We start from the raw sequence: 26,540 nt of genomic DNA, 5'->3' as shown, positions 1-26,540 counted from the left end.
GCCTGCTAAACCCGGTGATAGGGGCTGCCCGCCAGTATGGTTGCGGCACGATAGACCTGTTCTGCCAGCAGCACCCGCACCAGCATATGCGGCCAGACCATCTTGCCCAATGAAATTGAAAAATCGGCTTCGGCGCGCAGGCTCGGATCAATGCCGTCCGCCCCGCCGATCACAAAGGCAACATCCTGACGGCCGGTATCGCGCCAATCAGACAGACGTTTGGAGAAATCCGGCGAGCTGAGCAGCTTGCCACGCTCGTCCAACACGCAGATGACAGCCCCCTTGGGGATTGCCTTGCGCAGCAGTTCCGCCTCAGCGGCCATGCCTGCGTTTTTCTTGTCCTCAACTTCAACGATCCGGCAGGGACCCAGACCCAGCGCACGACCGGTACGGTCAAAACGCTCGAAATAATCGTCGATCAGCTGCTTTTCCGGGCTGGCCCTGAGGCGCCCGACCACACAGAAATGGAGTCGCATGAGGAACTTTCGATACGGGTCCGCGCCAGACGCAAAGGACGAGCTGCGCGGACCGATCTCTTGGAACCGGATCCCGTCGCTGGATCAGTTCTCGCTCTGGGCTGGTGACGTGCCTGCGGGCAGCCACATTTTTTCGAGCTGATAGAATTCGCGCACTTCCGGGCGGAACAGATGGACGATGATATCGCCGGTATCGATCAGCACCCAGTCGCCGGTGTCCTTGCCTTCGACCTTGCAGACCATGCCATAGTCTTGCTTCAGGCGGTCGGCCAGCTTTTCAGCCATCGACGCCACCTGACGGGTCGAGCGACCCGAGGCGATGACCATATGGTCGCCAATAGCCGTTTTGCCGCGCAGGTCGATCTGCACAACATCTTCGGCCTTGTCGTCATTCAGCGAGGAAAGAACACGCGCCAGCAGCTCGTCGCTGGTTGGCTGTGATGTGGTAGCCATTACGGCCACTCCGCGACCAGCATCTGGGGCCGCCTGAGGTTCGGGTGACAGGACATTGTCCTCCTTGTAGCGCGCCGCCGGTCCCCCGGCGCTGGGGTTGAGTTAATGTAGCAAGCTACAAGCGGTTTTTCAATGAAGCTTGATGGTCGGCGGCTATGCGTCTTGTGCAGGCGTGAAAGCAGCGCGAAACGCATGGTCGGGCGGCCGGGTGATGTCAGTCCTGAATTGGCCGCGCGGCGGCTTCTGGGCCTGCCCCCGAACCATCCACTGTGCCGCCGCCCCGCCGTGCCTCCGTATCCTGCATTGCGACCGGCAGTGCGTCGTTCAGGACGCGCACTTCCCGTTGTGGGAAAGGTATGGAGATTCCTGCGCCTTTAAAGGCGTCCCAGAGCGCCAGATAGACATTGCCGCGAATATTCGTCAGACCGCCGGTCGGATCGCTGATCCAGAAACGCAGGACGTAATCCACGCTGCTGTCGCCAAAGCCGACGATGTGGCAGACGGGGGCACGCTTGCCACCGCTGAGCACCCGACCCACCGTTTTTGTGGCCTCGATGGCGACGCGGCGCACCTCATGCGGGTCATCATTGTAACCGGTGCCAAAATTCAGATCGAGCCGTACGAATCGGTCCGAATGGGACCAGTTGACCACCTGGCTGGTGATAAAATCCTCGTTCGGGATCAGATATTCACGCCCGTCGCGGGTCACCACGGATACGTAACGGGCGCCAAGCGCATTGATCCAGCCAAAGGTCTCGCCCAGCGAAATCACATCACCCGGTTTGATCGACCGGTCCATCAGGATAATGATTCCCGAGACCAGGTTCGACACTACTTTTTGCAGGCCGAACCCGATACCGACACCGATCGCGCCGGACAGGACTGCAAGCCCGGTAAGATCGAATCCGATGGCGCGAATGCTGAACAGCAAAGCCAAACCATAGAGCACAACCTGCACAGCCTTGCCCATCAGGACCTGCATCGACGGCGAGATATCCTCGTTCCGGCGCAAGCCACCGGCTGCGGCCTGCGTCCCGAGCCGCGCCATCGTCAGCAGCACCGCCCCCAGAACACAGGCTTTCAGGACCGCAAGCAACGACAGGTGCATGGACCCGATATCCAGCGCGACCCCATCGAGGAACTGCGCCACGTCATCGACAAGGTTGAGCGCGACCAGCGTGGCGTAGATCCACAGCGACCATGTCACCAGACGGCGCAATGTCCGGTTATGCACGAATCGGGCCAGAAACCCGATCATCAGCCAGGCCACCCCCAGCGTTGCCGCAACACCGATCAGGTAACTTCGCGAGGGCCAGGTCATCTGCTGCATGACGACATAGGTGCCCCAGCAAAGAATAACGAAGTAAATCAGGGTGATGCGCCGCAGTACCTGCACCAGAACCCGCAAGCGCCACTTGGGCCAGCCGCTTCTGGATCTGGCCCAGCGGTCCCAGCCCGGCTGCGTCACGAGCCTCAGAACATAGGCGACGATGAAGAGACATATGATGATGGCGATCTGATACTGCCGCCAGCCGGGCGTCAGCCCCAACTCCACGACATGCAGGATCTGATCCCAAAGCGTGACCACCGTTGCTGGCAGTTCCAGTTCTTCCATGACGCGCCTCCTGCTTTTCAGGATGCCGATAGAGACCTGCCAAAAGCAAGGGGTCGCGGCCAGGCCTGTCAAAGATTTGGTTGTTTTTGCAACGCGGTAGGTCCGCCCACCCGGCGACAGTAGCTTCATTAACCGCCATTGGCACGACGCGCGCCGGGCGAATGGCGCGGTCATGACGGGCTGACCGCTCAGAACGAATCTTGATTGCCGTGGCGTAGCGCGGTATCCCAGCGCTCATGACGCTCGTTTTGGCCCATCATATCGAACTGCAAGACCGCGCGCGCCTGCGCGAACGGTTCTTTGGCGCCGCCCGCACGGTTCTGGCGCGGCTATAAGGCTGCCGCCAAGCCCTTTTGCCAGCTACATTCCAAAAACTACGGGAGAGGACTCATGTCCCCCAAGACGCTCTACGATAAAATCTGGGATGCGCATGTCGCGCATGAAGCAGAGGATGGCACCTGCCTGCTCTATATCGACCGCCACCTGGTTCACGAAGTGACCAGCCCGCAGGCGTTCGAAGGCCTGCGCCTGGCGGGCCGCAAGGTGCACGCGCCCGAGAAGACCATCGCGGTGCCGGACCATAACGTGCCGACCACGCTCGACCGTGCCAAAGGCATCGAAAACGAGGAAAGCCGCATCCAGGTCGAGGCGCTCGACAAGAACGCCCGCGAATTCGGCGTGCATTACTACCCGGTGGATGACATTCGCCAGGGCATCGTGCATATCGTTGGCCCGGAACAGGGTTGGACCCTGCCCGGCATGACCGTGGTCTGCGGCGACAGCCACACCGCCACCCACGGTGCCTTCGGCGCGCTGGCACATGGCATCGGCACCTCCGAGGTGGAGCATGTGCTGGCCACCCAGACGCTGATCCAGAAAAAGTCCAAGAACATGAAGGTGGAGATCACCGGCAAGCTGAAGCCGGGTGTGACTGCCAAGGACATCACCCTGGCGGTGATCGGCGAGACCGGCACCGCCGGCGGCACCGGCTATGTCATCGAATACTGCGGTGAAGCGATCCGCGACCTGTCGATGGAAGGCCGCATGACCGTCTGCAACATGGCAATCGAAGGCGGCGCTCGCGCAGGCCTCATCGCACCGGACGAGACCACCTTTGACTATGTCAAAGGTCGCCCGCACGCCCCGAAGGGCGCTCAGTGGGAAGCGGCGCTGAACTGGTGGAAGACGCTTTACACCGACGAGGGCGCTCATTTCAACAAGGTCGTCACCCTGAAGGGCGAAGATATCGAGCCGGTTGTGACCTGGGGCACCAGCCCTGAGGACGTGCTGCCGATCACCGGCGTGGTGCCGAACCCCGAGGATTTCGAGGGCGGCAAGGTTGAAGCCGCGCGCCGCTCGATCGAATACATGGGGCTGACCCCCGGCCAGAAGCTCACTGACATCGAAATCGACACCGTGTTCATCGGCTCCTGCACCAATGGCCGCATCGAAGATCTGCGCGCTGTTGCTGAGGTGGTGAAGGGCAAGAAGATCAAGGAAGGCATGCGTGCGATGATCGTACCGGGTTCCGGTCTGGTCCGCGCTCAGGCCGAGGAGGAAGGCCTGGCCGAGATCTTTGCCGAGGCCGGGTTTGAATGGCGCCTTGCGGGGTGTTCCATGTGTCTGGCGATGAACCCCGATCAGCTGTCCGAGGGCGAGCGTTGCGCCGCCACTTCGAACCGCAACTTCGAGGGGCGTCAGGGCTACAAGGGCCGCACCCATCTGGTGTCGCCTGCCATGGCTGCCGCTGCCGCGCTGACCGGCAAGCTGACCGATATTCGCGAGCTGATGTAAGGAATACGCCCAATGGATAAGTTTCAAAAACTCACCGGCGTCGCCGCACCGATGCCGCTCGTCAATATCGACACCGACATGATCATCCCGAAGGTGTTTCTGAAGTCCATTCAGCGCACCGGGTTTGGCAAGAATCTGTTCGATGAGATGCGCTACAACCGCGATGGGTCTGAGATTGCGGATTTCGTGCTGAACAAGCCGCAGTATCGCAACGCCGAGATTCTGGTTGCAGGCGACAATTTTGGATGTGGCTCCTCGCGCGAACATGCGCCCTGGGCGATCAAGGATTTCGGTATCAAATGCGTGATCTCGACCTCCTTTGCGGACATCTTCTACAACAACTGCTTCAAAAACGGGATCCTGCCCATCGTATTGCCGCAGGAGCAGGTTGATCTGCTGATGAAGGACGCGGAGAAGGGTGAGAATGCCCGTATGACCGTGGATCTGGAAGCACAGGAAATCACCACCTCCGACGGCGAAGTCGTCGCATTTGAAGTCGACGGTCACCGCAAGCACTGTCTGCTGAACGGGCTGGATGATATCGGCCTGACCTTGGAAAAATCCGCGTCCATCGCCAGCTTTGAAGACAAGGCCGCGCAGGAGCGCCCCTGGGTCTGACCCGACGGTTCAAACCGACTATGCACAGAAAAGCCGCCCCGCATGGGCGGCTTTTTCAATGAGGCGGATCGCGGGCGAAAATCGGCAAACTCGAGGTTTCAACGATTTTCTGGCAGCCACTCGATCGCCTGGCCATGCGGGCCGGTCCAGGCCAGCGGATGGCCATTCTGCGTCAGCAGAAACATATTGTCCCGCACCGGTCCCGCACGGTCCGCAAACTGCGGGAAGACCCGCGTACCCTCGTTGCTGATCCAGATCGCCCCGCTGTTCAACATCATTTCCGCGAAGGCGTCGCGCTGGCCCTGATCGGCAACATAAGTCACCACCGCTGTATGAAAGACGACAACCGTCGCCTCGGAAGGTGCCTTGGCAATTAGAGCAGGCAGATCCTGGGTCAGATCCCCGGCGACAATCGACGGAGGAGCCTTCCTGGCGACGGCGATAGCGGCGCGCAGCCTGTCGAGGCGCGACTGATGTTCGGGCCATATCAGGTGTTCGAGCCAGCGGACATCCGCCTCGCAATTGACATCAAGCGGGTTCAGATCCAGCCCCGCGCGCCAGATGATTTCGGGATGCGCCCGCGGCAAAGGTGTACCGGGTGACGCATTGCAGATCATCACAGGGGCACGAACCCCGATTTGCTGCGACGGCGGCAGCTGATAACCTTCCCAATCATAGCCATAGTAGTCCGGCAACAGACAAAGCCCTGCGGATGCTCCGACCTCAATCAGGGCAATCGGTCCCGTGATCTGGGCCAATACGGGCAACAGGACCGCACAGCGTCCCGGCTCGTTCGTCTGGGTTGTCCGGCACAGCATCACGGCTGCGATATCATCCCCCTGCTCGTGGATTGCCCTATCCAGCCGGTCATCGCATGGGATATCGCCTGTAACCGAACGCAGTGCCGCGAACAGCAGATTCGGTTGCTGGCGATCCGCAGGGAGCGCTGACAGGAACGCCAGACAGCGCGGCGAGCGGGCCACCTGCAATGCAAGCCGTTCGTAAATCAGCGACTGACCTGCAGCCTCCACCTGCGCGAATCTGGTGTAACGTGCGGCAATCTCGCTGGTCATGGCTCCCCCGGTCAGATCGGTGCGGCGGTTGTCAGTGCGCTGACTGGACTGAGCTGCGTCCCCTCGTCCCGTGAAACGATTCTGCTAGCCCTTTACGGCTGACATTCCACAATATCTTGTGAAGAAGTCGATAAGCCGTTGTTTTCATTGCAACTCAAGATATGCAACTGATGCAAACCGGCACCAGTCTGCAACCCAAAGTACACGGAAGGATCCCAAATCACGTCATCAAACTTGAGCAAATTCCCGCTGACAGGCAGAAATAAGGCAGAAATGAGGCAGCGCTCGGCAACAACGTTTCACCAAGAAACGACTCCGAGCATCAAGTTGGAACAACGGCACGGCAATGCACCGGCCAGTCCAGTTTGAAGGGATCGAAGCGTGATTGCACGGATTACAGGCGCGGCCATCCGCGGCATCTTTGTTGCATTGTTGATCGCAATGCCATCGCTGTTGTTGCCGGATACGGCAACCAGATCACCGGAGGTGATTGCCCTTCTTGCGATCCTCGCAGCGGCGCTGACTTTTGCCGAATATTTCTCAAGCTACCCCAGTTTCGTCGAGTTTCGCGAAGCCCCGCCGCTGAACCGAATGCGGTTTATCGCCTTGGCGCTGATTGTCATCCTGGTCAGTCTGCTGGCGCGCCACCCGATCGAGGCAACAGCCCTGACGTCGCTGGTGCATGGGCTGGCCTCCTGGTTAGGAACTACGCTGGATTTTGCCTTTTCCCCCGTCCAGCTTATCGGGTTGATGATGCCAGCCCATGTGGAGCCTGAACTGGTGACCCGGGTGATGGCAGCGGCAGCGCTGACCTATATCGTTGCACTGCTTGCGATCACTGGTTTTGCTTTGGCGATCCGGCTTTATGACTGGCCGCTCGGCAATGGGCCATTCAACGTCTGGACAAATCTGCCGCTCTTTGACCCGACAACCGGCGGCGATGTGGTCGAACGACTGCAACGGGATGCGCGCATCAATATTGTTGGCGGGGTGCTTTTTCCCTTTGCGCTTCCGGCCGTTGTGAAACTGGCCTCGGGCCTGGTCGATCCCGGTCTTTTGTCCGCCCCGCAGACGCTGGTCTGGGTCGTCGCCGCCTGGGCGTTTGTGCCTGCCTCCATGGTGATGCGCGGTCTTGCGATGCTGCGCGTCTCCGACCTGATCGCACAGAAGCGCCGCGCTGCATACGCCAGTTCCGAGGCGTTGCAGACCGCATGAGAGCGCTGGCCACCCTGCTGTTGGCCGCCCTCTTTCCGCTGATTTGTCATGCCCAGCCCCAGGTCAAGCCACTGATCCGTATCGCCAGTTTCAACACCGAGCTGTCGCGCAAGGGGCCGGGTTTATTGCTGCGCGATCTACGCCGCGGCGAAGATCCACAAATCACCGCCATTCTGGACAGCCTAAGTGCGGCAGAGGCTGATATCCTGCTGTTGCAGGGCATTGATTGGGATCACGATGGTCACGCCATCGCCGAACTGCGCGATCAGCTGGACAAACGCCTGCCCCGCTATGATCACATCTATGCCCCACGTCCCAATAGCGGGTTGCACACCGGGCTGGACATGGACGGAGACGGGGAGCCTTCGACCGCCCGGGATGCGCAGGGCTATGGCCGGTTCACCGGACAGGGCGGGCTTGCGTTGCTGTCGCGGTTTCCTATCCTGCATGCCAAGGCGCGCGATCTCTCCGATCTGCTGTGGCGGGATCTTCCCGGAGCCATCCTTCCTGCCCACCCCGATGGTCGTCCGTTTCCCAGCCCACAGGCGCTAGCGATCCAGCGCCTGCCAAGCACCGGCCATTGGATCGTCCCGATCCTGTTGCCCGATGGTTCTGAACTGTCTGTCCTGACCTTTCAGGCGACACCGCCGCTGTTTGACGGCCCTGAGGGTCGTAACGCGTTGCGCAACCGGGATGAGATCCGGCTCTGGCAGGTGTTGCTGGATGGCCGGCTTGGCCCCGTTCCCGCCGAACCCTGGGTTATCGCGGGCGGTGCGAACCTTGATCCCGACCGGGGGGCTGGCTATCGGCAGGCCATTGCAGATCTGCTCCGCGACCCAAGACTACAGGACCCGCGCCCGGTGGATCAGACCGGAGGCGCGGAAACCGTAAACTGGGGCAGATCCGGCCGTATGCGCGTAGACTACATCCTCCCGTCACAGTCTGCGCAGGTCGTCGCCTCGGGACTGATATGGGCCGAAGACATCGCGGAGCGCTATAGCGGTTCTGAGCGCCCAGCCAGCCGTCACGCTCTGGTCTGGACAGATTTGCAAATCCAGAACTAAGGTCACGGCAACAAGATGGCGCAGGAACCGCCCTCTCAGCCATAAAAACAAAGCGATGGCGCGCTATATGCGCCCGGAACATTGACCCACGGGCGATGTGCCGTTACCCCCGGCTGCAAGCTTTCAAGGAGTATCCCTATGTCCAACCCATCGATTCTGATTCTGCCCGGCGACGGGATCGGCCCCGAAGTCATGGCCGAGGTCCGCAAGGTCATTACCTGGTATGGCGAAAAGCGCGATCTACAGTTCGATGTGAGCGAGGATCTGGTCGGTGGTGCCGCCTATGACGTGCACGGCAAACCGCTGGCGGATGAGACCATGGCAAAGGCGCAAGAGGTCGACGCTGTCCTGCTGGGCGCCGTGGGTGGCCCGAAATACGACGATCTCGACTTCTCTGTGAAGCCGGAGCGTGGGCTGCTGCGCCTGCGCAAGGAGATGGATCTCTACTCCAACCTGCGCCCGGCGCAGTGCTTTGACGCGCTGGCGGATTTCTCCTCGCTGAAGAAGGATATCGTCGCGGGTCTCGATATCATGATCGTGCGCGAACTGACCTCCGGCGTCTATTTCGGCGAGCCGCGCGGCATCTTCGAAGAGGGCAATGAGCGTGTCGGCATCAATACCCAGCGCTATACGGAGTCGGAGATCGAGCGCGCCGCCCGCTCTGCGTTCGAACTGGCGATGCGCCGGAACAAGAAACTCTGCTCGATGGAAAAAGCCAACGTGATGGAATCCGGCATCCTGTGGCGCGAGGTGGTGACCCGCGTTGCTGCGGACTATCCCGAGGTCGAGCTGTCCCACATGTATGCCGATAATGGCGCCATGCAGCTGGTGCGCGCACCCAAGCAGTTTGACGTGATCCTGACCGATAACCTGTTCGGTGACATCCTGTCCGACTGTGCTGCTATGCTGACCGGCAGCCTGGGCATGTTGCCCTCTGCGTCCCTTGGCGCACCGATGGCCAATGGCCGTCCAAAAGCGCTTTATGAGCCGGTTCATGGCTCCGCCCCGGATATCGCGGGCCAGGGCAAGGCCAACCCGATCGCCTGTATCCTCAGCTTTGCCATGGCGCTGCGCTACAGCTTTGATCAGGGCGCCGAGGCTGATCGTCTTGAAGCGGCGGTCGAAAAAGTTCTCGCTGATGGCCACCGCACCGCCGACCTGCTGGGCGAAGAAGGCGTATCGCCGATCAGCACCTCGGACATGGGCGATGCGATCATCGGCGCGCTCGACGCGAGCCTGTAAGGTTTCGGTCCATTGATCAGCGCGAGGGCCATATCGGGCCCTCGCAGCACCGTAGCCAGCCCTCGCCGGACCTTCATATCCGCGGTGCAGGAGGCCGGCGAACCTAGGGCGTGCGGTTCCATGCGCGCGAACGGGTTTTAGTATTTTCCTGATAATGTTAGCGCTATAGTGCAAAAGCTCCCCCGCCCTGTTGCGCTTAGTCGGATTGTCCCATGAACATAAAAGCCGCCCTGCTTGCTCTTTTGGCCTATGCGATATTTTCAACCCACGACGTGGTGGTAAAGGTGCTTGGCGCAGATGTGTCGCCGATTCAGCTGGTGTTCTTCAGCAGTCTTCTGTCATTTCCGCTGCTGGTACTGATGCTGGTCAAGGATGCAACCCAAGGCCACCTGCGACCGGTCCACCCCTGGTGGATGACGGCACGGTCGGCGACGATGGCGGTGATTCCGGCCAGCGCCTTTTATGCGTTTTCAGAGCTGCCGCTCGCCGAGACCTATGCCCTGCTATTTGCCACGCCGCTTCTGATTACACTGCTGTCGATCCCGATTCTGGGCGAACGTGTCGGCTTGCCACGGCTGGCGGCCGTTGTGGTCGGGTTCATCGGCGTAATGGTGGTTTTGCGCCCCGGTGCGACCAGCTTTGGCCTCGGTCATGCGGCGGCGCTCTTCGCCGCACTCTGTGCGGCCTTCCAATCGGTTGTACTGCGTAAAATCAGCGCCGACGAACGCCGGGTGGTATTGATGATCTACCCGATGCTGATGACCTTTGCGGTTATGGGCCTGGCTCTGCCGCTGGTCTACGTCCCCATGGATGGCGTGACCTTCAGCGGGATCGCGGTCGTCGCTCTGTTCGGGTTTTGCGCGACCCTGCTGACGGTCAGCGCCTATACCATTGGCGAGGCGGCGATTGTCGCCCCCATGCAATATTCACAGATCATCTGGGCAACGATATTCAGCGTGGTTCTGTTCAATGAAAAGGTCGACTTGATGACACTGGTCGGTGCCGCGATCATTATTGCCAGCGGTATTTTCATCGTGTTGCGCGAAGCGTTTGGCGGGCGTTCGGACAACACCCCGGTTCTGCGCACCCGGACCCGTGGGTACACGGCTGGCGGCACCAATGTGTCGCTCATGCTGAAACGGCAAAGCCCGGAGAAACCGGCGGAATAGGGCTTGCATATCCAGCCGCTGCCGTGTAATTCCGCGCCACGGTCGGAGCGTAGCTCAGCCTGGTAGAGCACTGTCTTCGGGAGGCAGGGGCCGGAGGTTCGAATCCTCTCGCTCCGACCAAATATAAAGGCGCCCTGGGGCGCCTTTTATGTTTTTCGGGCTGGGTCTGAACAGGTCAGCCGCCGTTTGTCGCAAAACACATGAAGAGGCCGGCTCCTCCGGTCATCGCAAGCGCCTCCATCGAGCAGCCGCGCGAGTCATGCGCCGCATTCCAAGATGTATTGCCGCCACCATGCCGGTCATGATGCCCAACCGTTGCACTGCCCTCGCCGGAGCTGGTCCAGTTGCTGCAGGTTTTGTCGCCTTCCATCCACGGGAAATAGGCCGTGCCGTCAGCCATGGTCCCTGTCAGCAGGTCATGAACATTTGGCTTGTCACCACGCCCGTTCACCAGATTGCCGTTTTCATCCAGCCCTGTGGATTTGACGATATTCGGATTGAGGTGCAGCTCATCGAGGTTGGCGGCAATCTGCACCCCTTTGGCGTTATGCCAGGGGCCGCTTCCGATCCGGTCACGTGCCGAGATACCACGCTTGCCCTCTTCCTGGGTACTGAGATAGGCGCGCCAGGTTTTGCCAGTGACGCCTGCCGCCTCGGCGAGATTGGTGCAATGGGCGTCGGCACCCTCAAGCCCACCCAGATTGCCGCCTTTTCCCGAACCGACGCTGGTCACGAAGAAGCTCATGCTGGTGTCCTGGGCGAGTGCCGCCGGGCTGGCAGCTAAAAGCAGCGGAATAGCGGTGAGTGCCGCTTTGGCAGCGGCTTTGGTTGATATCATATCGGTCTCTCCCTGTTGATCGGACCAAGAGAGGCGAGATGCACAATACTGAGATCACGCAAACAGGCCCTCGCCCCCCGTGCCCAAGGTATTCAGGTAGAGGCCGACAGAAGATTTTCAAATGAGCGGTTGGCGGCGCCGCTCGCGGGAGATGCACATCTGCGTGATCCAATGGCGCGCAAGCCGTCGCGCCGCCGGTAAGCGATCCTAACCGAACCCTCACCACAAAAGAACAGAGAGGCCGCCACGGGGTGCGCGGGCGGCCTCTCGGAGGCATGTGCAGACATGTGGCTCTAACCCGCCGATAGGCCCGCCGACGTTGGCGTGCCGCAATCAACCGTGCAGACGTTTCAGAAGCTCGCTCAGAGACGCTTTTTCACCAGCGCTGTATTTCGCCACGCGGCTGCGCCAAAGTGTTGCCTGCGACCGCAGGATCAGCCCGTCGGACATCAGCTTCAGATGGTTTGCCCGCAGGGTCTCCCCAGTTGATGTGATGTCTGCGACCATTTCGGCGGTCTCGTTCTTGACGGTCCCTTCGGTCGCGCCCTGGCTATCAACCAGCTGATAGTCCGCGACACCGGCATCCATCAGGAATTCCCGTACCAGGCGATGGTATTTCGTGGCGATCCGCAACCGATGGCCGTGTTTGGCCCGAAACGCCGCTGCGACCGCGTCCAGATCGTCGATGGTCTCGACATCCACCCAGATCTGCGGCACAGCAAGGATCAGGTCAGCGTGACCAAAGCCGAGGCCTGCAATCTCTTCGACCTGCTGTTCCCAGAGCGGTAGTTTTTCCTGCACCAGATCAGTACCGGTGACGCCCAGGTGAATCCGCCCCGCTGCGAGTTCGCGCGGCATCTCACCGGCAGACAGCAGCACCAGATCAATGCCGTCGATCCCATCAACCGCACCGGCATATTCACGATCCGACCCGGTACGCGACAGGATGATACCGCGTTTGGCAAACCATTCGAAGGTCTTTTCCATCAGCCGTCCCTTGGACGGCACACCAAGCTTCAGGCTCATGATTGTGCCCCTTCCAAGAGCAGCATCAGATCAGGACGAACGACGCCGCCGACGGCGGGGATCTCTGCTCCCTGCCCCAGCTGCCGTGTCAGCGCGTCATAGCGACCGCCGCTGGCAATCACCGGCAGATCGGGTCGCGCATCGGCGTAAAACCCGAACACGAAACCATCGTAATACTCCATTGATGTCCGCCCGTAGGAGGCTTCGAAATCAAGGCTGTCCACATCGATGCCTCGGGCTTTCATCGCGGCTGTCCGGGCGTCCAGCCGGTCAAGCGCCGGGTTGATCGCTGGCAGATCCACGGCGATATCGCGCAGCTGTTCCGAGGCATAGGGGATAGTCTCCCGCACCGCCATCAGCGCCTCAAGCGCGGCCAGCTCGTTCTCTGCAATCGGCGGGGCGGCTGCATCCGCACGCAATGCATCGACGCGCGCATCCACCTCCGCCGGGCGGCGTTTGCCAATCGCAGGCACTTGCCCGGTCAGAACGCCTTCGGTCGACAACAGCTTGCGACGGCTTTCGGCGACAGGGACGCGGCCAGCAAACTGGTCAAGCATCGCCCGGAACCGGCGCGGCCGCCAGATGTGGCGCATGAGCGCAGCCTTGCGCAGCCTGGTGGTGTTGAGCCCCTCCACCGCAGCCATCAGGATACCGATATCTCCTGTAGCCGCACGCACCGGCAAATCACGAAGCTGGAGCGCAATCAGCGCAAAAACTTCAGCATCAGAACCGGCGGCATCGTTGCGTTCGAATACCTCATAGCCAACCTGAAGATATTCATTGGCGCGATCCTCGTCATGTTCCTGACGGCGGAACACATCGCCCGCATAGGTGTAACGCGCCGGTTCGGCGCCATGGCTCATGTGCATCTGCACCACCGGCACGGTGAAATCGGGGCGCAGCATCTGTTCCCCGCGCAGCGCATCGGAGGTCACATAGGCACGGGCGCGAATGTCCTCGCCATATAGATCCAGCAGCGTTTCGGCAGGCTGTAGAAATGGCGGCTCGACCACCCTTGCCCCGGCGGCCTCGAAACTCATGCGCAGCCGCGCGGCCAGCGACAGAGCGCTCAGACGATCCCCCATCGTTCAGCCCTGCCCTGCAAGGATTTCGCGCACCTTGGCGACCAGATCACCGCGTGGCACCTCAAACTGGCTCGGACGCTCTTTCCACTCTTCGAGGGTGGCGTTCTCGGCAATCTGCGCGCCGAGGATCAAATCCTTGATCTGCACCACACCGCGATCTTTTTCCTCACCGCCTTCGATCACCGCTATGGGCGAGTTGCGCTTGTCCGCGTATTTCAGCTGGTTGCCGAAGTTCTTGGGATTGCCAAGATAGACCTCAGCCCGGATGCCTGCATTGCGCAGCTCGGCCACCATGGTCTGGTAATCCGCCATACGCGCCTTATCCATCACCGTCACCACAACGGGACCGGTGGTCTTTGCCTCGATCCGGCCTTTCTCGCGCAGCGCGGCCAAGAGCCGGTCAACACCGATGGAGACGCCGGTCGCCGGGACTTCCTGACCCGTGAAGCGCTTCACCAGATCGTCGTAACGCCCACCGCCCGAAACCGAGCCGAACTGCCGTTTACGGCCCTTCTCATCCAGAATCTCGAAGGTGAGTTCGGCCTCGTAAACCGGGCCGGTATAATAGCCGAGGCCACGCACGACCGAAGGGTCGATATCGATGCGGTCGGCGCCATACCCACCAGCGGCCAGCAGGTCGCCGATCTGCTCCAGCTCGGCGACCCCCTCCGCGCCAATCGCACTACCCCCAATGGCGGCGCGCAGGTTGGCAAGGGTCTTGGCGGCGTCAGCGCCCTTGGAGGTCAGGAACGCCAGCACCGGCGCCGCTTGGTCATCCGACAGGCCAACCCCGTCAATGAAGGCGCCGGAGGCATCAAGACGCCCCTTGGTCAGCAGCTCGCGGACACCAGCCTCGCCCACCTTGTCGAATTTGTCGATGGTGCGCAGCACGTCGTCGCGTTTGCTGTCGCCCGCCTCAAGGCCCATCGCCTCAAGCACGCCATTCAACACCTTGCGGTTATTCACACGCACCAGATAGTCACCGCGCGGAATGCCGACGGTTTCCAGCGTGTCGGACAACATCGCGCAGATCTCGGCATCGGCGGCCATGGAGGCGGTTCCAACGGTATCCGCGTCGCACTGGTAGAACTGGCGATAGCGGCCCGGACCCGGTTTCTCGTTGCGCCAGACCGGCCCCATCGCATAGCGGCGGTAAGGCGTCGGCAGATCATTGCGGTGCTGGGCATAGACCCGTGCCAGCGGAGCGGTCAGGTCGTAGCGCAGCGCCATCCAGTCGCCGTTGCCGCTTTCGTCATATTCCTGCCAGGCAAAGACACCCTCGTTCGGGCGATCGACATCGGGCAGAAACTTGCCCAGTGCCTCGACTGTTTCCACCGCCGAAGACTCCAGCGCATCAAACCCGTAATGATGATAGACACCCGCAATGGCCCGCAACATCTCGCTGCGCTGGCTCACCTCTTCGCCGAAATAGTCACGGAAGCCCTTCGGCGTGATCGCCTTGGGGCGGGGCTGTTTCTTGACTTTGGCCATCTTGGCCTCCTCGGGGTGTCAAATGGGTCAGATACTCGCCCGGCGGTCTAGCCCAAGGGCGGCCCAACAGCAAGGCGGCAGAGCGCGCAGGCCCTATGGCCGTGCCGTTGTTGCCTGATCTCCATGCAACCCAAAGCGGCGGCGTTGGCACAACCGAGCATGGACCCTGCACGCAACTGCCCCTATGACAGCGGCAGACCCGAAGGGAGAAACCGATGCAACATCTCGAAGAACAGATCGCCCACCTGACGCGCACCGTCGATGAGCTGAGCGATGTGGTCAACCGGCAGCAATCCGAGATTGACCGGCTGACCCATCGTGTCGCCATGCTGTTTCAGCGGGAAGCTTCACGCGAGCAGGACGGTGGCGGCGGGGTTGTCATTGGCGACGAACGTCCTCCGCATTATTGATCTCTCCCTCAGTCGGCGCCTGTCGCCCACGCCTGTGCTTAGCTCTCCTTCGACGTTGGCGAGGGTCTGAAAGACAGCAGCCGCAGCGCATTAAGCGTCACCAGGACCGTGGCGCCAGTGTCGGCCAGAATCGCGATCCACAGGCCCGTGATCCCCAGAACCGATGTCACGAGAAACACGCCTTTCAGCCCCAGTGCCACGGCAACGTTCTGGCGAATATTCGTCAAAGTGGCGCGCGACAGGCGAATAATGCCGATCACATCGCTGACCCGGTTGCGCAGGATCGCGGCATCTGCGGTCTCAAGGGCCACATCCGTGCCAGACCCCATCGCGACACCAACCTGCGCTGTCGCAAGCGCGGGCGCATCATTGATCCCATCGCCGACCATCATGACCTGACCGCGCTGTGTCAGCTCTTGCAGGGCCGCTACCTTGTCCTGCGGCATCAGCTCTGCACGGTGATCAATCCCCAGCTGGCCGGCGATGGCGGCTGCCGTGCGGGCATTGTCCCCTGTCAGCATCGTTGCGGTGATCCCCATCTGTCGGAGCGCGCGCATCGCTTCCACCGCATCTTCGCGCGGCTCGTCCCTGAGCGCGATCAATCCATATAGAACCTCGTCGCTGAACAGGGCGACAACGGTCTTCCCCTCGGCTTCAAGCTCGGCAGCCTGCACCATGGAAGCCTGCGCCATCACACCTGTTTCTGCGGCAAAGCGCGGCGATCCGACGGTGATGACAACCGACCCGAGCTTGGCAGAGGCCCCCTTCCCCGGCACCGCGTGGGCTTCCTGCACCGGCGGAATATCTACCCCGGCTTCGACAGCTCGAGCATAGATCGCCTCGGCCAGAGGGTGGCTCGACTCCCGCTCGACCGCTGCGGCGAGTTGCAGAACGCTGCCCTCACTGCCCTGAACCACAACGATATCCGTGACCTGAGGTCGCCCACGGGTCAGCGTGCCTGTCTTGTCGAATGCAACTTCGGTGGTGCGGGCGGCGGCCTCGATCACTGCGCCCCCTTTCAGAAGCAGACCATGGCGCGCACCGGACGACAGCGCCGAAGCGATGGCGGCGGGTACGCTGATCACCAGGGCACAGGGACACCCGATCAACAACAGGGCAAGGGCGCGGTAGATCCATGTGTCCCAATCCATCGCGAAGACCAGCGGCGGCACCAATGCGACCAGCAGCGCGATACCCACGATGATCGGCATATAGATCCGGCTGAAGCGGTCGATGAAACGCTCTGTCGGCGCACGGGCGCTTTCTGCCTCTTCCACCAGCCGGATAATCCGCGAAATGGTGTTGTTGGCTGCGGCGCGGGTCACCCGCACCCGCAGCACCGCCTGGGTGTTGATTGATCCGGCAAAGACTTCGGATCCCGGTTCCTTGAGGCTGGGCACGCTCTCGCCCGTCACCGGACTTTCGTCGACGCCCGAGATACCGTTGATCACTTCGCCATCCGCAGGCACGCGGTCACCTGGGCGCACCACGACAATCTGCCCCTCCCGCAGGCGATCTGCGGCGATCTCCTCCAGGGTGTCACCACCTTCAAGCAGCGCCGTCTTTGGCACCAAATCCGCAAGCGCCCGGATACCATCCCGCGCCTTGTTGGCAGCCAGGCCTTCGAGCATCTCACCCACGGCAAAGAGAAACACCACCAGTGCCGCCTCTTCGGCAGCACCGATAAACAGGGCGCCAATCGCTGCGATCGACATCAGCATTTCAATGGTAAAGGGCATCCCCGCCCGCAGCATCGCAAAGGCACGCCGCGCCACAGGAGCCACTCCGATCAGGGTCGCCAGCATGAACGCCCAGAGACCAACCGTAGGCGATGCCAGCAGCTTAATGCTCCAAGCCAGCGCCAACAGCAGCCCCGTCACCAGCAGTAATTGCCCCTTGGCACTGTGATACCAAGGCGGGACCACTGCATCGGCGGCATCGGCGTGCTGTACGCCGCCACAGCAGGGCGCAGAGGTGCCAGCTGGTGCAGTGCTGCTTGCCGTGACACCAAACCCCAGCCCGCGCACCGCCTTCTCGACGGCCATCACCGAGCCTTGGCGTGGATCAAGCTCCAGGCGCAGCCGCTCCGACATCATGGCGACCTCGACGCCGCTGACACCCGGCAGTCGCTCAACCGCGCCACGCACCTTGGTCGCGCAGGACCCACAGTCCATTCCGGTTACCCGCCACTCCAGCTGCTCAATCGCATCCCTAGCCATTCCAATGTCACCTTTTTTGTCATCACATCGTGTCGGCTGCTTATGTAATTGCTACAGCAGCTGGAGCTTCAAGCGCTTTCTTCAGAAAAATCTGATCCGAAAACAGCAGTATTCGGGATGTGCCGCAACGGTCTTCTTGGGGCCGGGCAGAAAGCCGCTAGGCTGACAGCAAGGTCGCGACATCATCCGACATTACCCGACAGGAGGCCCGCCATGCTGACAGGAATTCGTGTAATCGAGATCGAAGGGCTGGGCCCTGCGCCCTTCGCCGCGATGATGCTGGCGGATCTGGGTGCGGATGTCATATGCGTTCACCGCAAAGCCGAGGGTGCGGGTTTGATGCCTGCACATCCGATCATTGATCGCGGCAAACGCTCCATCACGCTGGATCTGAAATCGCCGGCTGACGTCGAAACGCTGCTGCATCTCGTCGAGACTGCCGATGCGCTGGTCGAGGGCTTTCGACCCGGTGTTATGGAGCGGCTGGGGCTGGGGCCGATCACATGTCACGCCCGCAACCCCGACCTCATTTATGGGCGTATGACCGGATGGGGGCAGGATAGCCCTTTGGCCGAAACCGCCGGTCACGACCTAAACTATATCGCGCTGTCCGGGGCGCTTTGGTATGATGCAACGCCCGGCACCCCTCCCCAGCCACCGGCGACTTTGGTGGGCGATATCGGCGGTGGCGCGCTTTATCTGGTCGCGGGTATTCTGGCAGCGCTGGTAAGGCGCGAAACCCGTCACGGCGACACGCCAGCCGGATGCGTCGTCGATGCCGCGATCTACGATGGCTCGGCCCATATGATGAACCTGTTGATGACATTGCAGCAGGCCGGACAGTTCAGCAGCCTGCGTGGGAAAAGCCTGCTGGATGGGCCGCATTGGAGCCGCTGTTATGTCTGCGCCGATGGCGGGTACATCAGCGTGCAATGTCTGGAACCACAGTTTTACGCCGAGTTTCTGTCGCGCCTCGATCTGAGCGAGGATGCCCAATTCGCCCGGCAGCACGACAAAAGCCTCTGGCCGGTGCTGGGCGCAAGGCTGGCCGGTATCTTTGCCGCGCAGCCGCGCGACCACTGGGACAGGCTATTCAAGGGCAGCGACGCCTGCGTGGCACCGGTATTGTCACCCATCGAGGCAGAGGCACATCCGATGAACCAGCGCAGGACCTGGGTAACAGCTGAGAATGGCCTCCAGGCCGCTGCGGCGCCACGGTTCTCTGGTCAGGACAGCTGGGAGGTCCCACCGGCCCCGGCACGTGGCCAGCACAATTCCGAGATACTGGCGAAGCTGAGGCAACGGCAGCGCTAGGATCAGCTGTCTTTCTTGGCCTTCTCCGCCGCTGCTTTCATCCGCGCCAGGAGTTCGGCTTTGGTTTCGCGCGCACCATAGGGGTTCTTGGCGCTGCCCTTGGCATTATGCTCCTGATGACGCGGGCTGTTTTTGCCCATTCTGGGGGCTCCAGATTTCTTGTAATCCATCGACTTGCCCTTTCGGCGTGAGTGGAAAACGCGCTGATGCCGCAATTGGCCTCAGCGCGCAAGACGAACATGATCGCCGGACAGCTCTGTTCGGCCCGGTCAGCTGCCGCGCACCGCGTCGATCATCCGTTGCACATTGTCCGGATCGGCATCCGGGGTGATCCCGTGGCCGAGGTTAAAGATATGCGGCCCCTTGCCGAAAGCTTTGACGATACGGTGGGTGTCATCAATCAGCTCCTGCCCCCCCGTCACCATATGGCGCGAGGCAAGATTGCCCTGAACACAGCCGTCAACCTGCACATTGGCCGCCGCCCATTCGGGGTCAACGGAGTTATCAAGCGCCACACAATCGACACCCGTCGCCCTGGCAAAACCGACATATTTTTCCCCCGCCTCACGCGGGAAACCGATCACCGGAATTTCGGGATGGCGCTGTTTCAGCGCGGCAGTGATCTGGCGGCAGGGAGCCAATGCGTATTTCTCAAACGCCTCGCCACTGAGCGATCCTGCCCAGCTGTCAAAGATCTTGACCACTTCAGCACCGGCTTTGATCTGCATCGAGAGATATTCGATCGTCGCCTCAGTGATACGGTCCAGCAGCGCCTCAAACAGCGAATTGTTTTCCTGACGCAGCAGATGCGCAGGCCCCTGATCCGGCGTGCCGCGTCCCGCGATCATATAGGTCGCGACGGTCCAGGGCGCTCCGGCAAAGCCGATCAGCGTGGTTTCGCGGGGCAAGGCAGCCGAGAGCAGCCGCACGGTTTCATAGATCGGGTTCAGCGTCTCATGGATGTCGCTGACCGGTCCCAACTTGGCAAAATCGCTCTCCGTTGTGACCGTCGACAGGCGCGGCCCCTCGCCGGTCACGAACCAAAGATCAGCCCCGAGTGCCTGCGGCACCAAGAGGATATCGGCAAACAGAATCGCTGCATCGAAACCGTAGCGACGGATCGGCTGCAGCGTCACCTCAGTCGCCAGTTCTGGATTATAGCAGAGCGACAGAAAGTCGCCGGCCTCAGCCCTGGTGGCGCGGTACTCGGGCAAATAGCGGCCCGCCTGGCGCATCATCCAGATCGGCGGCACATCCTGTGTCTCGCCCGCCAATGCGCGCAGCAGCTTCTTCTGTTCGGCCATGATCACCCTCATATCTGTGTTGCATCTGAGGTCTAGCCTTGGCGGCAAATTGTCAAGGGCAGCAGGACCGGTGCTTGTCATGGCATTATGTCGCGATTAAGGGTCGATATATGACACAGATCGATCTCCCCTCCCCCGCTTCGCCCCTGAAAATCGGCACCCGCGGTTCGCCTTTGGCGCTGGCCCAGGCCCATGAAACCCGCGCCCGGCTCATGGCCGCCTTCGATCTGCCACAGGACGCATTCGACATTGTCGTGATCAAGACCAGCGGTGACAATCAGGCGCTGATCGCGGCAGATAAACCGCTGAAGACATTGGGTGGCAAGGGGCTGTTCACGAAGGAGATCGAAGAGGACCTGCTGTCCGGTGCCATCGACATTGCAGTGCATTCCATGAAGGACATGCCCGTAGCGCAGCCTGCGGGGTTGCTGCTGGACACCTATCTGCCGCGTGAAGACGTGCGTGATGCTTTCATCTGCGCCAATGTCTCATCCATCGCGGAGCTGCGCGAAGGCGCCGTTGTCGGCACCTCCTCACTGCGGCGGCGCGCACAGCTTCTGCATCGGCGTCCCGATCTCAAGGTCGTGGAATTTCGTGGCAATGTGCAGACACGGCTGACCAAACTGCGCGATGGTGTGGCCGAATGCACCTTTCTGGCGATGGCCGGGCTCAACCGTCTTGGCGCCGATCAGGTTCCGGCAACCGCCATCCCCCCAGAAGACATGCTGCCCGCCGTCGCCCAAGGTGCCATTGGCATTGAGCGCCGGCAGGGCGACAGCCGTATCGGAGATATGCTGGCAGCTCTGCATGACCGCGAGACCGGGCTGCGCCTGACCGCCGAGCGCGCATTTCTTGCCGCGCTGGATGGCTCTTGCGAGACCCCGATCGCTGGTCTTGCGACGTTGGAGGGCAACAGCCTGAGGCTGCGCGGCGAAGTCCTGCGCCCTGACGGATCGGAAGCGATCAATGACGATCAGACCTGTGCGCTCGAAGATGGTGCGGAGCTGGGCCGCGAGATGGCCGCGAAACTTCTGGCGCAGGCCGGAGCGGGCTTTTTCGACTGGAAGCACCAGGATCGGCAGTAGAATGCGAGGCGCTGCCTCGCGCTCCGGGATCTTTTGAGCCAGAAGATGGCCCGACCGGTGCGGCTCAGATTTGTCCCGACCAGCGCAGCCAACGCTCTGGCCCGCCGCCAAAGACGTTGAGGTCGACGTTGCCAGTGATCCCGGGCACGCGTCCGGTGCCGGTATATTGCCAGAACCGCCAGAGCGCACCGGGATAGGTGACATGCGGGTGATCCGCGACCGAGCGCAACCAGAACTCAGTATCCCGCAGGCGGCCGATGCTGGTCTCACGGTAGAAATCCACCGTCGTGTAGAGCACAGGCCGCTGGCCATAATGCGCTTCCAGAAGGTCCAGAAACCGCTTTGCCTCCGCCCGCACCTTGGCGCCGGAGGGACGTTTGGTGCAGGTGCGAGAATGCGGCGTCCACTCCATGTCCAGCACATGCGGCAGGGCCGCGCTGTCGCGGGGGACATGACGGATGAACCAGCGCGCCTGTTCCGCCGCCGGGCGGCAGAAGTAGAAGTAATGATAGGCGCCGCGTTTGACGCCCGCCTGTCGTGCGGAACGCCAGTGATCGCGGAATTTCGGATCGGTGAGATCACCGCCTTCTGTTGCCTTCAGATAGGCAAAGCTGATGCCGGCAGCCCGAACCCGGCGCCAGTCGATGTCCCCTTGCCAGCGTGAGACGTCGATGCCATGGATGGGGTACGACCATGGCGTGCGCCCGTCCCAGGGGTGCGGATCGCTGTCGGCGAATTTAGGGTGGGTGATCAGCCGCGCCCGCGCCGCGGCAAGGCTGGCGGTGGTTTCTCCGGGCTGCACCGGCTGGCCTATTGGCGGTGTCGGTGGCGCAACCGGTGTTGTTCGGCCGCTACAAGCGGCAAGGACCATCATCCCTGCAAGCACCCACCAAAATCTGCTCATCCCGACCTGCCCGATCTCTGCGATTTTCGCTTTGGTTCAGTAAAGCCCGCCAGCCCGTTCAGAGCAATGATCAAGACAGCGCGCCCGCGCCATCAGCAGGAGATCGCGCGCCTTGATCAGACCCATTTCGCCATCGGCGGCAGGCTCATCAGGACGGCATTGGCGTCATGGCCGGTTTCCAGGCCGAATTTGGTGCCGCGGTCATAGACCAGATTATACTCGGCATAGAGGCCGCGATGGACCAGCTGGACGTCTTTCTCCGCTGCGCCAAATGCCATCGGCCTGCGTTTTTCGACCAACGGCAGATAGGCAGGAAGGAAGGCGCGGCCAATATCCTGCGTCAGGGCGAAATCCGCCTCCCAGTCGCCGCTATTGCGGTCATCCATGAAGATGCCGCCAACCCCGCGCGCCCTCTGCCGGTGAGGGATGTAGAAATACTCATCCGCCCAGGCCTTGAGCTGGGGATACAGCCCGGCGCCATGGGCCGCCAAGTGCTGTTCCTGCATGCGGTGGAAATGGGCGGTGTCCTCATCGTATTCGATACATGGATTCAGGTCAGACCCCCCGCCAAACCACCAGGCATGCGGGGTCCAGAACATCCGCGTGTTCATATGGACCGCGGGGGCATGGGGGTTCTGCATATGTGCCACAAGAGAGATGCCAGAGGCCCAGAAGCGCGGATCGTCCTTCATCCCCGGAATGCCCTTGCGCGCCGCCATGGCATTCTGGGCGCGCTCACCCAATGTGCCGTAGACCTCAGAGATATTCACGCCGACCTTTTCAAAGACGCGACCGCCGCGCATCACGCTCATCAGGCCACCACCGGCATCACTGCCATCCTCGGCAGAGCGCGTGGTTTCGCTGACCTCGAAACGGCCGGCAGGCTGATCACTGAAAGGGCCGCTGGCATGGCTGTCTTCCAGCGCCTCGAAGGCGGCCACAATCGTATCACGCAAGGATCTGAACCAAGCTGCCGCTCGGGCTTTTTCGTCGATCATTTCAATGCTCATCTGGTCGCCTATATGCGCAAAGGTGAAAGCCGCTTAATGGACCGGCACCGCGACAGTGTCCAGCAGCGTGCGGCCACCGTCCAGGGTAACGATCTGGCCTGTCATAAAGGCCGCCGCGTCAGAGGCCAGGAACTGCGCCGCCTCGGTCAGTTCACTGGGAGAGGCAATACGCCCCAAGGGGGTATGGCGTTCGATATCCTGCCGATAGGCGCGATTATCCTTGAGCGTCGCCTGCATCGACGCGCTCATTACAGAGCCGAACGCAATGGAGTTGACCCGGATCCTATGAGGGGCCAGCGAAACCGACAGCGACCGGGTCAACTGATCAAGCGCAGCCGAGGCCACACAATAGGCCAGCAGTTCCGGGTGCGAGCGGCGCGCGGCGATGGATGACAGATTGATGATGGCGCCATTGGGCCCGCCATTGTCGCGTTGCTCACCCTGTTTGATCATCCGCCGTGCCACCTGTTGCGACAGGCGCATGGTCGGCAACAGCGTCTCGTTGAGCAGCAGCTCCATCGACTTGTCTTCCGGGTCGAGCGGATCGGTCGGCACCACCTGCCGTGCGCCATTGACCAGGATGTCGATATCGTCGAAGGCATCAATGGTTGCCGACAAAAGATTGGCAATGGTCAGCCGTTCCCGAAGGTCCCCGGCAAAGTACCGGATATTGCTTTCATCCGCTTGCGTGCCAAGCTCGCTCAGCAGCGCCGCCTCATCGGTATCGGCAAACATGACATTGGCACCGGCTGCTGCGAATTGCTTGCCAATGGCAAGACCGATGCCACTGGCCGAACCGGTGACGATGGCCGTTTTGCCGGAAATGGAAAAAGACATGAATGATCTCCGTCAGGATCCGGGGGGCGCCACGGCACCACCCCGTTTTTCAGCAACCTAGACTGCCGACAGAAACAAGGGAACCACCCTTTGTGTTTGGTCGTTGTCAGCGACGGTGACGACGCGGTCGGCTGGCCCGCAGCACCTTGAACCGATTGTCCCCGGCGACCTCATCGACTGTTACGAACTGCTCGGCAAGCGTCGCCTCATATGGCAGATGCCGGTTTGCAACAATCCAGAGCGACCCTGACGGTGCCAGCATACCGGACGCCGCAGTGATAAACGCCTGTCCGAGCGACGGTTCTGCCGTGCGCCCAGTGTGGAACGGCGGATTGGAGATGACGCAATCAACCCGTTCTGGCGCAGACCAGCTGCGGGCATCGGCCCAGTGGAAGTGGGCGCGGGGATCGCTGACGTTCTTTCGCGCACAGCTGAGGGCATTATGATCGGCCTCAATCAGATGCAGCGCCGTCACGCCCTCGCGTTGCAGGATCGCAGCGGCGAGATAGCCCCACCCGGCCCCAAGATCGACCACATTGCGGCCCAGCTTCTCCGGCAGTGCGGCGACCAGCAGAGCCGAAGCCGGATCAATGCCATCGGCGGAGAACACACCGGGAGCCGTCTGAAAACCACCCTCGACCTGGGCAGCTGCGCCCTGCCAGTCCGCCAGATCGGAGTGCGTCGCGTCGAACCAGAACGCCTTGCCGTGTGCCTTTGATATCGGGGCCGACACTTCGGTGCGGGCACGCAGCGCCTTCAGCACCGAATCGACCCCATCGGTCTTGCCACCATCGACAAGCACGGGGCCGTCGCAGACCCCGGCGGCCTTGGCCAACAGCGCGCGCGCCAGAGCCTTCGCCCGTGGCAAGAGAACAACCGCTGCCGCGAACCGCTCGTCCGCAGGCAGTTCGGGCACGCAATCGTAGCCTTGGCCCGCCAGCGCAATATGATCGGGCGCAAAGGGTTGTACGATCAGCAGCCGCTCTTTTGGCAGCGCCGACAGGTCAAGGTCGGAAAGCGGTTGAAACACAACGATGCGGCCGGAGTCGGGCACGGAAAATCCGCCCGTCTCGACGGCCAGGGACAGGCGAACAGACATCTAAAAGCCTCTTTTTATTCTTCTTTTTCCATCGTGCATTGCAACGGATGCTGATGGCGGTGGGCAAAATCCATCACTTGCCCCACTTTTGTCTCGGCGATCTCATGGCTGAAAACGCCGACCACCGCGACGCCTTTCTTGTGAACGGTGAGCATCACTTCGAAGGCCTCGGCATGGGTCATGCTGAAGAACCGTTCCAACACCATAACCACGAACTCCATCGGAGTGTAATCGTCATTCAGCAACAGCACCTTGTAGCGCGGCGGGCGCTGCGTTTTGGGTCGGGTCTTGGTCAGGACACCGAGATCGGTATCGTCATCTGAATGATCCGACATCATAACTGGCGTTGGCAGCATTGGCACAGACTTCCGATCGTGGATGGATTTTGATGTCCCGCTTATATAGCCTTTCTGATGGATAGGAAAAGGGATTGAGAGTGTCGGATTGACTCGAAAATTGACAACAATTGGCTTCGATGCCGATGATACCCTTTGGCATGATGAACGATTTTTCCGCATCACCCAGGACCGCTTTGCCGAATTGCTTATGGATCACGTTCCCGATGATCTCGATTCGCAGGCTTTGGGGGAGCGGCTGCTGGCAGCGGAAAAACAGAACCTCGGGCGTTATGGATATGGCGTTAAGGGGTTCACCCTGTCGATGATTGAAACCGCCATTGACGTGACAGAAGCCCAGGTGCCTGCCTGCGTCATACAGGAGCTGATCACCGCCGGGCAGATGATGCTATCCTACCCTATCGAGCTGTTAGAGAACGCGCGGACAGCGGTTGAAGCTCTGGCCGACAGCCACCGCGTAGTGCTGGTCACAAAAGGCGACCTGCTGGATCAGGAGCGCAAGCTGGCGCAATCCGGGCTGGGTGATCTGTTCGACGGGGTCGAAATCGTCTCGGAGAAGACGCCGCAGATCTATGCCGATATTTTCCTGCGCCACGGCGATGGCGCGGAGCGGGCGATGATGGTTGGCAATTCCATGCGCTCGGACGTGGTCCCGGCAATCGAGGCAGGCGGCTGGGGCACATATGTGCCGCATGGATTGATCTGGGAGGTCGAGTTTGCTCCGGCGCCGACCCATAGCCCTCGATACACCGAAATCGCGGATCTGGGCGCACTGCCCGCGCTGGTGGCCGAGATCGGCTGATCCGCGCTGTCGCGACTCTCGCCTTCATCACCTAACAAACG

Annotated in this window: 27 protein-coding genes and 1 tRNA gene; 12 read left to right on the top strand and 16 right to left on the bottom strand. The window is 61.3% G+C overall.

Annotation, left to right across the window (positions count from 1 at the left end; translation table 11 throughout):
- Nucleotides 1-5 precede the first annotated feature (5 nt).
- The 3 genes from rlmH to WLQ66_RS12925 all read right to left on the bottom strand — a co-directional run bounded on the left by rlmH (nt 6) and on the right by WLQ66_RS12925 (nt 2,544).
- Nucleotides 6-476, bottom strand: coding sequence for a 23S rRNA (pseudouridine(1915)-N(3))-methyltransferase RlmH (gene rlmH, locus WLQ66_RS12935; RefSeq protein ID WP_340546751.1), 471 nt, complete (start codon nt 474-476; stop codon nt 6-8).
- Nucleotides 477-560: 84 nt separating this feature from the next.
- Nucleotides 561-929 carry a ribosome silencing factor gene (gene rsfS / locus WLQ66_RS12930; RefSeq protein WP_340546750.1) on the bottom strand — a complete coding sequence of 123 codons (369 nt, stop codon included), beginning with the start codon at nt 927-929 and terminating at the stop codon, nt 561-563.
- Nucleotides 930-1,143: 214 nt separating this feature from the next.
- Entirely contained in the window at nt 1,144-2,544 is a 1,401-nt protein-coding gene (locus WLQ66_RS12925; RefSeq protein WP_340546749.1) for a mechanosensitive ion channel family protein, read from the bottom strand.
- Nucleotides 2,545-2,780: 236 nt separating this feature from the next.
- Between WLQ66_RS12925 and WLQ66_RS12920 the strand changes: the two genes are divergently transcribed.
- The 3 genes from WLQ66_RS12920 to leuD are packed head-to-tail and all read left to right on the top strand — an operon-like array spanning nt 2,781 to nt 4,956.
- The gene (locus WLQ66_RS12920) at nt 2,781-2,879 is read left to right on the top strand and encodes an isopropylmalate isomerase (protein WP_241770621.1); all 99 of its coding nucleotides are present in this window, start codon (nt 2,781-2,783) and stop codon (nt 2,877-2,879) included.
- A gap of 55 nt (nt 2,880-2,934) precedes the next feature.
- Nucleotides 2,935-4,338, top strand: a complete 1,404-nt coding sequence (leuC, locus tag WLQ66_RS12915) for a 3-isopropylmalate dehydratase large subunit (RefSeq protein WP_340546748.1) — start codon at nt 2,935-2,937, stop codon at nt 4,336-4,338.
- A 12-nt stretch (nt 4,339-4,350) separates the two neighbouring features.
- Entirely contained in the window at nt 4,351-4,956 is a 606-nt protein-coding gene (gene leuD, locus WLQ66_RS12910) for a 3-isopropylmalate dehydratase small subunit (RefSeq protein ID WP_340546747.1), read from the top strand.
- A 98-nt stretch (nt 4,957-5,054) separates the two neighbouring features.
- Here leuD and WLQ66_RS12905 read toward each other — a convergent pair whose 3' ends face one another.
- On the bottom strand, nt 5,055-6,029 hold the full coding sequence (locus WLQ66_RS12905) for a DUF2332 domain-containing protein (RefSeq protein WP_340546746.1): 975 nt from the start codon (nt 6,027-6,029) through the stop codon (nt 5,055-5,057).
- A 381-nt stretch (nt 6,030-6,410) separates the two neighbouring features.
- On the opposite strand from WLQ66_RS12905, the gene WLQ66_RS12900 reads away from it, so the two are divergent.
- The 5 genes from WLQ66_RS12900 to WLQ66_RS12880 all read left to right on the top strand — a co-directional run bounded on the left by WLQ66_RS12900 (nt 6,411) and on the right by WLQ66_RS12880 (nt 10,839).
- Complete coding sequence (locus tag WLQ66_RS12900) at nt 6,411-7,244, top strand: hypothetical protein (protein WP_340546745.1); 834 nt, start codon at nt 6,411-6,413, stop codon at nt 7,242-7,244.
- Nucleotides 7,241-8,308, top strand: coding sequence for an endonuclease/exonuclease/phosphatase family protein (locus WLQ66_RS12895; RefSeq protein ID WP_340546744.1), 1,068 nt, complete (start codon nt 7,241-7,243; stop codon nt 8,306-8,308). Before WLQ66_RS12900 ends, WLQ66_RS12895 begins: the two co-directional genes overlap by 4 nt.
- Before the next feature lie 138 nt (nt 8,309-8,446).
- Entirely contained in the window at nt 8,447-9,550 is a 1,104-nt protein-coding gene (gene leuB, locus WLQ66_RS12890; RefSeq protein ID WP_340546743.1) for a 3-isopropylmalate dehydrogenase, read from the top strand.
- A gap of 212 nt (nt 9,551-9,762) precedes the next feature.
- The gene (locus tag WLQ66_RS12885; RefSeq protein WP_340546742.1) at nt 9,763-10,719 is read left to right on the top strand and encodes a DMT family transporter; all 957 of its coding nucleotides are present in this window, start codon (nt 9,763-9,765) and stop codon (nt 10,717-10,719) included.
- Between the two features lie 43 nt (nt 10,720-10,762).
- Nucleotides 10,763-10,839 (top strand) — tRNA-Pro (locus WLQ66_RS12880).
- A gap of 55 nt (nt 10,840-10,894) precedes the next feature.
- On the opposite strand, the gene WLQ66_RS12875 is transcribed toward WLQ66_RS12880, so the two are convergent.
- From WLQ66_RS12875 to hisS, 4 genes are all read right to left on the bottom strand, one after another.
- Nucleotides 10,895-11,557 carry a hypothetical protein gene (locus tag WLQ66_RS12875; protein ID WP_340546741.1) on the bottom strand — a complete coding sequence of 221 codons (663 nt, stop codon included), beginning with the start codon at nt 11,555-11,557 and terminating at the stop codon, nt 10,895-10,897.
- A gap of 333 nt (nt 11,558-11,890) precedes the next feature.
- Entirely contained in the window at nt 11,891-12,583 is a 693-nt protein-coding gene (hisG, locus tag WLQ66_RS12870; RefSeq protein ID WP_340546740.1) for an ATP phosphoribosyltransferase, read from the bottom strand.
- Nucleotides 12,580-13,668, bottom strand: coding sequence for an ATP phosphoribosyltransferase regulatory subunit (locus WLQ66_RS12865; RefSeq protein WP_340546739.1), 1,089 nt, complete (start codon nt 13,666-13,668; stop codon nt 12,580-12,582). Before WLQ66_RS12865 ends, hisG begins: the two co-directional genes overlap by 4 nt.
- Before the next feature lie 3 nt (nt 13,669-13,671).
- Nucleotides 13,672-15,159 (bottom strand): histidine--tRNA ligase, encoded by a 1,488-nt coding sequence (gene hisS, locus WLQ66_RS12860; protein WP_340546738.1) that lies wholly within the window; start codon nt 15,157-15,159, stop codon nt 13,672-13,674.
- Nucleotides 15,160-15,374: 215 nt separating this feature from the next.
- Here hisS and WLQ66_RS12855 point away from each other — a divergent pair, with 215 nt between their 5' ends.
- On the top strand, nt 15,375-15,569 hold the full coding sequence (locus WLQ66_RS12855) for a SlyX family protein (RefSeq protein WP_340546737.1): 195 nt from the start codon (nt 15,375-15,377) through the stop codon (nt 15,567-15,569).
- Between the two features lie 38 nt (nt 15,570-15,607).
- On the opposite strand, the gene WLQ66_RS12850 is transcribed toward WLQ66_RS12855, so the two are convergent.
- On the bottom strand, nt 15,608-17,788 hold the full coding sequence (locus tag WLQ66_RS12850; RefSeq protein ID WP_340546736.1) for a heavy metal translocating P-type ATPase: 2,181 nt from the start codon (nt 17,786-17,788) through the stop codon (nt 15,608-15,610).
- A gap of 213 nt (nt 17,789-18,001) precedes the next feature.
- Here WLQ66_RS12850 and WLQ66_RS12845 point away from each other — a divergent pair, with 213 nt between their 5' ends.
- Nucleotides 18,002-19,102 carry a CaiB/BaiF CoA transferase family protein gene (locus tag WLQ66_RS12845; protein WP_340546735.1) on the top strand — a complete coding sequence of 367 codons (1,101 nt, stop codon included), beginning with the start codon at nt 18,002-18,004 and terminating at the stop codon, nt 19,100-19,102.
- 2 nt (nt 19,103-19,104) lie between these two features.
- Here WLQ66_RS12845 and WLQ66_RS12840 read toward each other — a convergent pair whose 3' ends face one another.
- On the bottom strand, nt 19,105-19,242 hold the full coding sequence (locus tag WLQ66_RS12840; protein ID WP_340546850.1) for a hypothetical protein: 138 nt from the start codon (nt 19,240-19,242) through the stop codon (nt 19,105-19,107).
- A gap of 129 nt (nt 19,243-19,371) precedes the next feature.
- The gene (gene hemE / locus WLQ66_RS12835) at nt 19,372-20,406 is read right to left on the bottom strand and encodes a uroporphyrinogen decarboxylase (RefSeq protein WP_340546734.1); all 1,035 of its coding nucleotides are present in this window, start codon (nt 20,404-20,406) and stop codon (nt 19,372-19,374) included.
- 110 nt (nt 20,407-20,516) lie between these two features.
- Between hemE and hemC the strand changes: the two genes are divergently transcribed.
- Complete coding sequence (gene hemC / locus WLQ66_RS12830) at nt 20,517-21,491, top strand: hydroxymethylbilane synthase (RefSeq protein WP_340546733.1); 975 nt, start codon at nt 20,517-20,519, stop codon at nt 21,489-21,491.
- A 64-nt stretch (nt 21,492-21,555) separates the two neighbouring features.
- Here hemC and WLQ66_RS12825 read toward each other — a convergent pair whose 3' ends face one another.
- The 5 genes from WLQ66_RS12825 to clpS all read right to left on the bottom strand — a co-directional run bounded on the left by WLQ66_RS12825 (nt 21,556) and on the right by clpS (nt 25,697).
- Nucleotides 21,556-22,395: a glycoside hydrolase family 25 protein gene (locus tag WLQ66_RS12825; protein WP_340546732.1), complete on the bottom strand. Its 840-nt coding sequence runs from the start codon at nt 22,393-22,395 to the stop codon at nt 21,556-21,558.
- 116 nt (nt 22,396-22,511) lie between these two features.
- On the bottom strand, nt 22,512-23,405 hold the full coding sequence (hemF, locus tag WLQ66_RS12820; RefSeq protein WP_340546731.1) for an oxygen-dependent coproporphyrinogen oxidase: 894 nt from the start codon (nt 23,403-23,405) through the stop codon (nt 22,512-22,514).
- A 33-nt stretch (nt 23,406-23,438) separates the two neighbouring features.
- Nucleotides 23,439-24,242 carry an SDR family NAD(P)-dependent oxidoreductase gene (locus WLQ66_RS12815; protein ID WP_340546730.1) on the bottom strand — a complete coding sequence of 268 codons (804 nt, stop codon included), beginning with the start codon at nt 24,240-24,242 and terminating at the stop codon, nt 23,439-23,441.
- Nucleotides 24,243-24,348: 106 nt separating this feature from the next.
- Nucleotides 24,349-25,341 (bottom strand): class I SAM-dependent methyltransferase, encoded by a 993-nt coding sequence (locus WLQ66_RS12810; protein ID WP_340546729.1) that lies wholly within the window; start codon nt 25,339-25,341, stop codon nt 24,349-24,351.
- Between the two features lie 14 nt (nt 25,342-25,355).
- Entirely contained in the window at nt 25,356-25,697 is a 342-nt protein-coding gene (gene clpS / locus WLQ66_RS12805; RefSeq protein WP_340546728.1) for an ATP-dependent Clp protease adapter ClpS, read from the bottom strand.
- Between the two features lie 88 nt (nt 25,698-25,785).
- Between clpS and WLQ66_RS12800 the strand changes: the two genes are divergently transcribed.
- Nucleotides 25,786-26,499, top strand: coding sequence for an HAD family hydrolase (locus WLQ66_RS12800; RefSeq protein ID WP_340546727.1), 714 nt, complete (start codon nt 25,786-25,788; stop codon nt 26,497-26,499).
- The last annotated feature ends 41 nt before the right edge of the window (nt 26,500-26,540 follow it).

Source organism: Phaeobacter sp. A36a-5a (assembly GCF_037911135.1).
Lineage (GTDB): Bacteria > Pseudomonadota > Alphaproteobacteria > Rhodobacterales > Rhodobacteraceae > Phaeobacter > Phaeobacter bryozoorum.
The sequence above is the reverse complement of the archived record's forward strand: the minus strand, read 5'-3'. Positions and strand labels throughout refer to the sequence as shown.